We start from the raw sequence: 8,227 nt of genomic DNA on the forward strand, positions 1-8,227 counted from the left end.
GACACAACTTGCAGTGCGCGCTATAGAAATAGATGAGCGGTACATGACCTGGTCTCAAGCACGACGACGTTGCCGGGGAGTGATCGACGATGCCGGACACCACCCGCCGCGAGGCGGTGACCAGCGGGTTCGCCGAGCTGGTGTACGCCGATGCGGCCTGGCTGCGCGCGGAGTTCGACGCGATCATGTCCGCCAATTTCGAGGCTCCCCCTCCGTGTCCGGCGAGGCCCCGGCCTGGATCCACGGGACCTCAGCGATCCAGCCGCACGCCCCGCGCCGTCGTCACCGGCGGCCGGCTGACCGACGTGGTGCCGGCGATGCGAGGTGGGCATCGGCAGCGCTCCCCTCCGCTGCCGGTGCGCACCTGTGGTCAGCGAACGCGACGGTGACCTCGAAAGGCAGGTGATGCCCGCACACCCGGAGCCCGCTCGACTGTAGTTCTTTCGCCTGGCGGGGTGTCTGCTTCGACAGACGGCCGAGGAGACCTGACTGTGGTCCCGGTCCGGCGTCTCGTGGCGCGCACCTCGCGGCACCCCGGCCCGGGCGGTACGGCAGCCGGGACGGGCCCAGGTCATTGAAGGATCGATTGCACACGCAGCATTCACGAGAGGTGTTTCCCACCGAACTGGTTCCGGCCCCGCCGCCCGAGTTGCGGCGGGAGCCGGATCTCGACGATGACACGAAGCCAGCACTCATCTCCGCAAAGTTGACGAGCCGCCTCCGGTCCCCAGTACGCCGGTGGCGGTCACAGGGAAGGAGCGAAGGAGGGATGGTCATGCTGATGCGGACCGACCCGTTCCGGGAGCTGGACCGGCTGACCCAGCAGTTCTTCGGCGCCAACGGCACCACGTCGCACCCGGCGGTGATGCCGATGGACGCCTACCGGTCGGGCAACGAGTATGTGGTGGAGTTCGACCTGCCCGGTGTCGCGCCGGACTCCATCGACTTGGGCGTGGAGCGCAACGTGCTCACGGTCAAAGCCGAACGCGCGCCGGCCTACGACGAGGGCACCGAGGTGCAGGTGTCCGAGCGGCCCCGCGGGGTGTTCTCCCGCCAGCTGTTCCTGGGTGACACCCTCGACGCGAACAACATCGCAGCGCACTACGAGGCGGGTGTGTTGACGCTGCGGATGCCGATCGCCGAACAGGCCAAGCCACGCAAGATCGCCATCAGCGGCGAGAGAGAGTCCAAGCAGATCAACGCCTGAGTGCCCCGAACCCCGGCTCGGCATTGTGGCCCCGCCCGCGCGGCGTCGAACGCTGCCGGGCGGGGCCGGCGTCGCCGTCGACCCCCGCACTCGGGCCGGCTGCCGTGCCGGGGTCCGGTATCGCGGACGTGCCGGACACCGAGCCGACCGATGTCGTGACGAGCACCGTGACACACCGGTACTGGACAACGGCGAACCTGGCCCTGACCCGCGCCCACCCCGTGCCGGTCGAGCGCAGCAGGAGGAAAGCGGAACCCATGGCTAACACCCGACGTCGACCGGTCTCGATCGCCGCCACGCTGGCCACGACGGCCCGCGACCTTCGGCGCGCGGTCCGCGCGGCCGACCCGGCCAAGACGCCTGGTCTGGTACAGCTGCGTGATGCGGGCTGGCAGCTGACCCAGCTCACCGGCGAGCTGACCGATCTGGTGACCCTGCTCGCCGAACACGCCGGCCACCACACCCGGCGTCCCGAGCAGCTTCGCCAGGCCGACGGCGCGGCGGGCACCGCACATCTGGCCTCCGCCTGCCGGGAACTGGCCACCCTGCGACGTGCTCTCGATTCCGCCCACACCGCGGCGCGCGGCTACTACACCGAGATCAGCCAGCTCAACCCAGCTGTGCCCGGTTCGCTCCGGTCCTCGCCATGAACCCCGCTCGTCCCGATCCCTACGCGGTGCTCGGCCTGGCTTCCGGCGCCAGCGCCGCCGAGATCACCACGGCCTACCGGCGCGCCGTGCGTGAGTGCCACCCCGACGCACCACACCCGGACCGCGAACGACTCGCCGCCGTGATCGCCGCCTACCGCCGCCTCCGCGACCTCCTCGCGAGGCAGCCCACCGAACCGCAACGGCCCTCCACACCAGGCCGCGATATCCACGTGCGCGTGCACCCCCGCACCACACCGCCAGAACCAGACGTGCGCGTCGGTCCCGTCCACCGCCACCCTCACCGACAAAGCCGGTGACCGAAGGCCGCCGGGCCGGCGCGTCATACCCGAGCATGCCTCGCCACGGTCAGACCGTCTCTCTGGGCGCTGCGGCTCCACCCGGATCGCCGGTCGTCATCCCGCCGGGTCGCACGATCTCCCTCAGCGGCCGTTGTGCCTGGCGTGCAGCTGCGGTGAGACAGAGATCGGTGTTCGGCCTCTGCTGACCGGATTCACTCGCGGCACCACAGGGCTGACTGACCTGCGACGTCCGTGGCTCGATCACGGCGGTGACGGTGCCGGGTGTCTCCTCGGTGAGCTGTCACGCGAGCTGTTTCGCGTAGGCAGCTGCGGCTTCCATGGTCCATTGTGGAGTGTGTGGTTCGACGGCAGCCGTGGTGGCAGCTGGGGCGGCAGCATCGGTGCGATCCGGGTCTAGTAGTTGATCATTAACCGGACTGACGTGCCGCCGACGAATGGATCCGCGTTGGGCTCACGTGGCCAATTCGGTGCGCGGGGTAGGTCAGGCGGTGGATGGCGACCGCGTAAACGCCAGGAAGTGCGCGCTGGCGTTGATCAGCAGGGGATCCTGTTCGACGAGACGCGCGCAGTGCAGTGCCGCGTGCATACGTGTGGGGAACTCCTCTACGCCGGCGATGTCGAGCGCCGCCCAGGCTGGTCCTTCGACGCCATAGACCTCGACATCGTCCAGGCCAGCGGCTTGAATCTCGGCTCGCAACTCGTCTGCGGTGTGCCAGTGGGTCGAGGTGAATCCAACGTGTCCGTCGTAGCGCCCTGTCGCGATTACCGTCTCCACCGACGGAATCAGGTTCGTATCGAGCGCGCCGTTGGTCCCTGCCTCCATGGCAGAGAGATAGCGGCTGATCCCTGCTGCTGCCAATACGCCTTCTGGCCGCAGCACACGCTGCGCTTCTGCCAGTGCTCGCGCGCGGTCGGCTGGATCGACGAGGTGGTAGAGAGGCCCAAGCATGAGTACGGCGTCAACGCTGCTGTCCGAGACGGGCAATTGACGAGCATCACCTACCTGTGCCGTGACGCCAGGCAACGTCGCCGCCGCGTTGACGTGTGCCGGGACTATGTCGATGAGATGCACCGTATGCCCGTCGCGGGCAAGCCACTCGGCGTGCACTCCGGTACCGCCTCCCACGTCGAGCACCGTTGCCGGCGTCGTGAGGAACCCACGGAGGAGTTCTTGCGTACGAAGGAACTCCAGGCGACCGTGCGGGGTCCTGGCCAGTCGAATGGTTTCCGCGTTGGTGGTGTAGTGCCGGACAAGGTCGGTGGTCATAAGGCATGGTGGGTGCCGCAACGGCAGGTGGCCAACGACATTTCGCCGGTAGGGTGGTCTCTGCTCGCGAAACTGCGTTCGCCACCACGGCCGACGAGGGGCGACGCTGCCGGCAAATCTACTGTTCTGGCCTGCGTGCGAAGCTTCCGCATCTCACCGAGCGAGCCGCGTTCGGAAGCCTTGCGGAGGCGATCGTTGAGGTTGACGATGATGGTCAGCAATCGTGGCTCCTGTGCGGGGTCATGCGAGAGGTAGTTCAATCAGGTGAAGTGTGCGACTTGTTCGCCGGCAAGTGTCGTAATCGCTATATGGAAAACACATGTTCATATACCCGCGACTCTTTTTGGATTTGTCGCGGCTGGTCTGGCGACCTTCGGACACCGCCGACGCAACGGGCCTCCGCTCGGCTGTTCAAGGTCGGTTTAGGGCTTCGGGCCGACGATAATCGGCAGGCCGAGGTTGACATGCCCGGCCGGTTGGCGTTCGTGGGCTCGGTCGAGGCTGGCCAGCTTGCGGGCTGCTTCGTTCAGGCTGGTCTGCAGACCGGTGACCTCTGCGAGCCAGCCGTTGCTCTTGCCTTCCTTCGATGCGTCCGCGGAGGTTGGCACATGATCTCCAGCAGCCTCGGCGTAGGGCGCTGTGGCCCAGGCCGACGGCCGACCGGCCCGACCCTGGTGGCACTACACCCCGGCGCGCAGACAACTGCAGGCCCTGCCGGCCGCCGGCACCTTTCCGAGCCGGATTGCCAAGCCGATCACGGCCCGCCGTTCACAGAGCTCGCACTGAGCGTGCAGAATTCCGGTCCGCCTCCTGTGGTATCGGCCCGAACGACGCCGATAGGTACGTCGCGCGCACAGGTATGCCCGGGATCGTTCACGCGGGAAGGGCGTCTCCGGGGAATCCGTGGCACGGGTGTACCTCGCAGCGCATCATGCCGGCTCGCACGCAGGGGTCGTCGGCCATGATCTCCGCGGCTTCTTCGGCCGGCACGGTCATGATCGCGACGCCGGCCACGGTGTCTGAGGCGACCGGGCACAGGATTGCGATCACTCCCTGCGCGCGCAGCGACACCATCCGGCGTTGGTGTTCGAGTTCGATTGCGTCCGCGCCGTCCGTGGTTCGCTCCGGCCCCCACTGGAGGAGGACCAAGCTGTAGGGCTTCGCGGTCGCGGCCAGGGCCCGAATCTGTTCGTCGGTCACGGTCGTGCTCATGATGTCTCCTTACTCCCCCGTGCGCTCGGCCAACGAGACGATGATTCCCTCGGGCCCGCGGAGGTAGGCCATCCGCCACACGCCCTCGTATTCGGCGATGCCGCCCACCAGGCGGTAGCCGTCGGCTGCGGCGTGGTCGACGGCGGCGTGCAGGTCCTGCACCTCGAAGGCGACGTTGCGCAGGCCCAGCTCGTTGGCCGGCGCGGCAGGAGAACCCGGCAGATGGTCCGGCCGCGTGAAGCTCGAGAGCTCCAACGTCGTCCCTCCGCCGGGCGGTCGCAGCATGACGATCTCGGTGCGGGCGCCGGTCATGCCGATCACCGTGTCCAGGAACTCGCCTTCGACGGCCATCTTCGGGTCGGCCTCCAGCCCGAGGCCGACGAAGAACGCGGTCACGGCGTCGAGGTCGGCGACGGTGATACCGACATGGTCGAAGCGTCTTACGAAGGTCATCGGATCCGATTGCGGCGTCATGACGAGCACCCTAACGAGGATCGAGGACTGGTGAGGGGTCTTCCGCAGCAACCGCACTCACCGAGACCGAGCCGCCGAGCGTGGTCTCAACCGAACGGACTCCAATCCCGGAAGGACCTGCCACCGGGCGGTGGCTCCGGTCCGGCATACGGCCGGACCGCCCCGCGCGTCGCGGCCGGGTTTCGATCCGTCTGCGAGGTCAGCGCCGGATGACCTCGGCGAGGTCGAACTCCATCAGGCCGAGGGCGACGAAGGGTAGTTGGCCCAGTTTGGTTTCGGCGGCTTCGCGGGTGGGTGCCTCGACGAGGGTCACCACGCCCGGGCGGGGTTGCAGGAAGAACATGTCCTGGATGAAGCCTTCGGCGCGCAGTTCGTCGACGGCGCGGACCTCGTCGGGCAATGGGTGGCGGTGTCGCCGGCGCGCAGGATTGTGCCGGTGGCGAGGAAGTGCATGGTTTCTCTCTTGTCCTGAGTGGACCGACGGCCGGTCCTGGGTGGAGGGTGGTCAGTGGCCGGGTGTGCCGGCGCGGGCGCGGTGGCTGGCGACGTTGACGCGGTTGCCGCACAGTTCGTAGGAGTGCCAGCGGTGGGTGCGGCTGCGGGTGGTGTCGTAGAAGACCTTGGTGCACTCGTGGTTGGCGCAGATGCGCAAGCGCCCCCACATGCCGCCTGCCACGAGGTCCGCGATGTGCAGGGTGATGCCGCCGACCACGGTGTCGCCGGCGATCTGGTGCTGCTGCACCGTGCCGGGGGTCGAGAAGTCCTGTGTGAACGCCGCGCTGGAGGTGCGTTCGGTGAACGTGGTCCACGCTTGTGCGGCGTCGGCGGGGTCTTCGGGGGTCAGGAGCGTCATCAAGTTGCTTCGCAGGCCGCGAACGAGGTCCAGGCGCTGCGGGGGGATCGGGGACTCGTCCTGCCCGAAGGGCTTGAGCAGGGTGTGGGCGAGCTCGGGGTCGTCGAGTTTGTCGGTGTGGATGGCGTAAGCGCGGGAGTTGAGCAGGTCCACGACCGCGGCCGCGGTGGCCGGGACGCTCGCCTCCGAGGCGGCAGCAGGGGTCATGACGCCAGCCTACGTGTAATGGTCTTTTTTGAAAAGACCATTACAGGCTCCACCGACAGCTGCTAGAACGGTAATTGTCAAAGTTCCGAAGACGATTACGGAACAACTTCCACGCACACCAGGGGTACTTCTCATGAGCAAGCTCGTTCTCACCGGCATCGGCGACATCGACGGCAACGTCCGCATCGAGCGCGACCTGGACCTGACCCCCGGGTCCGGCGACGCGCTGGTGACCTTGGAGGCCGCGGCGATCAACCCGGCCGACTTCCTGTTCGCGCTCGGCTGGTACGGCGTGTACCCGCAGGTGCCGAGTGGGATCGGCTTCGAAGGCGTCGGCCGCGTCACCGCCGTCGGTGCCGACGCGGACCAAGCGCTGGCCGGCAAGCGGTGATTTTCGTGCCCGCCGGCGCCCCGGGCGTCTGGGCCGAGCAGGCCGTGGTCGCGGCCCGCAACCTCGTCGTCGTCCCCGAGGACGCCGACGCGCGGCAGCTGGCGATGCTCTCGGTCAACCCCGCCACCGCCTACCTGCTGCTCAGCCGCTACGTCGACCTGCGGCCGGGCGACTGGATCGGCCAGAACATCGCCAACTCCTCGGTCGGTCAGCTCGTCGTCGCGCTCGCCAAGCGCGCCGTCGTGAAGACCGTCAACATCGTCCGGCGCGAGGAGGCCGCTCGGCAGGTGCGCGAACTCGGCGGCGACGTCGTGCTCGTGGACGGCGAAGACCTCGGCGAGCGCATTGCCGCGGCACTCGGTGGCGCGCAGCTGAAGCTGGTCCTCGACGGCGCCGCCGACGCCACGGCCGCCACGCTGGCCACGGCGCTCGAAGCCGGCGGCACCGTGGTCGGCTACTCGTCCGCGACCGGCGAGTCCGCGAAGCTCCCGCTCGGCGACCTGATCTACCGCGAGCTGAACCACCGCGGATTCTGGATCACCAACTGGGCCCGCACCGCCTCGCGCGACGAGATCGAGCAGGTCTACGGCGAACTCGCCGGCCTCGTGGCCACGGGCGAGCTCGGGGCGGCAGTTGAGGCCGTCTACACCCTCGAGGACTACCAGGCCGCCTTCGACCACGCCCGCAAAGCCGGTCGCGCCGGCAAGGTGCTCTTCATCTTCTGAGTTCGGCTCACCGGACGCGAACAGCTCCTTGACTCGCCAAGATGACCGGTCATATTTAATCCGGTGCGGGCGCCGTCGACCTCCAGAGGCGGCGCCTGCACCCGTGTCTCGAGGTCGGCACGTCGACCGAGCACCGCGCGCGGATCGTGACCACCGCGAAGGCGCGTCGACCGTTCTCGGGAGTGGCGATGTGGAGGTTGTTCGGCGCGATCGTCGGCAGCCCGGAAGTCGAAACCAGCTGACCGGAGGGGGTTCCGGGCTCGAGTCCAGGTGGGGAGTGAAAAGGCCCAAGTCACTGACTTGGGCCTTTTCACTGCCTGCGGGCACCGCCGCGCAGCCGACATCCCGGCCCGATTGAGCTCTTGGCGTCTTGCGCCCCGGAGATCAACCGGTATATTGGTAAGTCCATTAGTCAGCGGCGAGGAGTGGACATGCCGAAGGTCGTGTACGTCGACGACGCCGGCGAGGAGCGGGCGGTCGACGCCTCAGTGGGGGAGAGCGTCATGAGCGCGGCCGTGCGCGCGGGGGTGCCGGGGATCATCGGCGAATGCGGGGGCTGTCTCTCGTGCGGAACCTGCCACGTGTGGGTGCGCGAGGAGTATCTGGATCACGTCGGCGAGGTCGGCGACATGGAGGACGACCTCCTCGATCTCGCGGTGGGCGACCGGCGGGCCGGGAGCCGCCTCTCGTGCCAGATCGAGGTGACGCCGCAGCTCGACGGGCTCACCGTCGACGTGCCCGGGGAGCAGGTCGTCTGACCTCGGCGCGGAGAATTCGCCATTGCTAGTGGTTCAATGGTCTGATATTCAATCCTATGACGGCTTCACGATCGCCGGCGTGAAAGGACTTCAGCGTGCTCCGAACAGAGATCAACGAACTGCTGACGCAGACCGGGCCGGGGACCAAGATGGGCGCCCTGTT

The 8,227-nt window shown here is 67.9% G+C and carries 13 protein-coding genes; 6 read left to right on the top strand and 7 right to left on the bottom strand.

The genetic code is table 11. The annotated features are described in order from the left end of the window. Nucleotides 1-775: 775 nt before the first annotated feature. The 3 genes from AB0F91_RS40350 (at nucleotide 776) to AB0F91_RS40360 (ending at nucleotide 2,174) form a co-directional block, all read left to right on the top strand. Entirely contained in the window at nucleotides 776-1,207 is a 432-nt protein-coding gene (locus AB0F91_RS40350) for an Hsp20/alpha crystallin family protein (RefSeq protein WP_360606639.1), read from the top strand. Nucleotides 1,208-1,464: 257 nt separating this feature from the next. Next, a complete protein-coding gene (locus AB0F91_RS40355) occupies nucleotides 1,465-1,857 on the top strand; it encodes a hypothetical protein (protein ID WP_360606641.1) in 393 nt (130 codons plus the stop codon). Then, on the top strand, nucleotides 1,854-2,174 hold the full coding sequence (locus tag AB0F91_RS40360) for a J domain-containing protein (RefSeq protein WP_360606643.1): 321 nt from the start codon (nucleotides 1,854-1,856) through the stop codon (nucleotides 2,172-2,174). Before AB0F91_RS40355 ends, AB0F91_RS40360 begins: the two co-directional genes overlap by 4 nt. A gap of 484 nt (nucleotides 2,175-2,658) precedes the next feature. Here AB0F91_RS40360 and AB0F91_RS40365 read toward each other — a convergent pair whose 3' ends face one another. The 7 genes from AB0F91_RS40365 to AB0F91_RS40395 all read right to left on the bottom strand — a co-directional run bounded on the left by AB0F91_RS40365 (nucleotide 2,659) and on the right by AB0F91_RS40395 (nucleotide 6,190). Beyond that, the gene (locus tag AB0F91_RS40365; RefSeq protein ID WP_360606645.1) at nucleotides 2,659-3,444 is read right to left on the bottom strand and encodes a class I SAM-dependent methyltransferase; all 786 of its coding nucleotides are present in this window, start codon (nucleotides 3,442-3,444) and stop codon (nucleotides 2,659-2,661) included. Beyond that, nucleotides 3,441-3,665, bottom strand: coding sequence for a hypothetical protein (locus AB0F91_RS40370; RefSeq protein WP_360606647.1), 225 nt, complete (start codon nucleotides 3,663-3,665; stop codon nucleotides 3,441-3,443). Before AB0F91_RS40370 ends, AB0F91_RS40365 begins: the two co-directional genes overlap by 4 nt. A 201-nt stretch (nucleotides 3,666-3,866) precedes the next feature. Continuing rightward, entirely contained in the window at nucleotides 3,867-4,052 is a 186-nt protein-coding gene (locus AB0F91_RS40375) for a hypothetical protein (RefSeq protein ID WP_360606649.1), read from the bottom strand. Between the two features lie 265 nt (nucleotides 4,053-4,317). Continuing rightward, complete coding sequence (locus tag AB0F91_RS40380) at nucleotides 4,318-4,644, bottom strand: hypothetical protein (protein WP_360606651.1); 327 nt, start codon at nucleotides 4,642-4,644, stop codon at nucleotides 4,318-4,320. A 21-nt stretch (nucleotides 4,645-4,665) separates the two neighbouring features. Then, the gene (locus AB0F91_RS40385) at nucleotides 4,666-5,109 is read right to left on the bottom strand and encodes a VOC family protein (RefSeq protein WP_360606653.1); all 444 of its coding nucleotides are present in this window, start codon (nucleotides 5,107-5,109) and stop codon (nucleotides 4,666-4,668) included. 220 nt (nucleotides 5,110-5,329) lie between these two features. After that, on the bottom strand, nucleotides 5,330-5,530 hold the full coding sequence (locus AB0F91_RS40390; protein ID WP_360606655.1) for a hypothetical protein: 201 nt from the start codon (nucleotides 5,528-5,530) through the stop codon (nucleotides 5,330-5,332). Between the two features lie 105 nt (nucleotides 5,531-5,635). Further along, a complete protein-coding gene (locus AB0F91_RS40395) occupies nucleotides 5,636-6,190 on the bottom strand; it encodes a CGNR zinc finger domain-containing protein (protein WP_360606657.1) in 555 nt (184 codons plus the stop codon). Nucleotides 6,191-6,323: 133 nt separating this feature from the next. Between AB0F91_RS40395 and AB0F91_RS40400 the strand changes: the two genes are divergently transcribed. The 3 genes from AB0F91_RS40400 to AB0F91_RS40410 all read left to right on the top strand — a co-directional run bounded on the left by AB0F91_RS40400 (nucleotide 6,324) and on the right by AB0F91_RS40410 (nucleotide 8,064). Continuing rightward, complete coding sequence (locus tag AB0F91_RS40400; protein WP_360606659.1) at nucleotides 6,324-6,581, top strand: alcohol dehydrogenase catalytic domain-containing protein; 258 nt, start codon at nucleotides 6,324-6,326, stop codon at nucleotides 6,579-6,581. Nucleotides 6,582-6,586: 5 nt separating this feature from the next. Next, a complete protein-coding gene (locus tag AB0F91_RS40405; RefSeq protein ID WP_360606661.1) occupies nucleotides 6,587-7,306 on the top strand; it encodes a zinc-binding dehydrogenase in 720 nt (239 codons plus the stop codon). Between the two features lie 431 nt (nucleotides 7,307-7,737). Further along, a complete protein-coding gene (locus AB0F91_RS40410) occupies nucleotides 7,738-8,064 on the top strand; it encodes a 2Fe-2S iron-sulfur cluster-binding protein (RefSeq protein ID WP_360606663.1) in 327 nt (108 codons plus the stop codon). Nucleotides 8,065-8,227: the final 163 nt, after the last annotated feature.

This window comes from Amycolatopsis sp. NPDC023774, from assembly GCF_040639695.1.
GTDB lineage: Bacteria > Actinomycetota > Actinomycetes > Mycobacteriales > Pseudonocardiaceae > Amycolatopsis.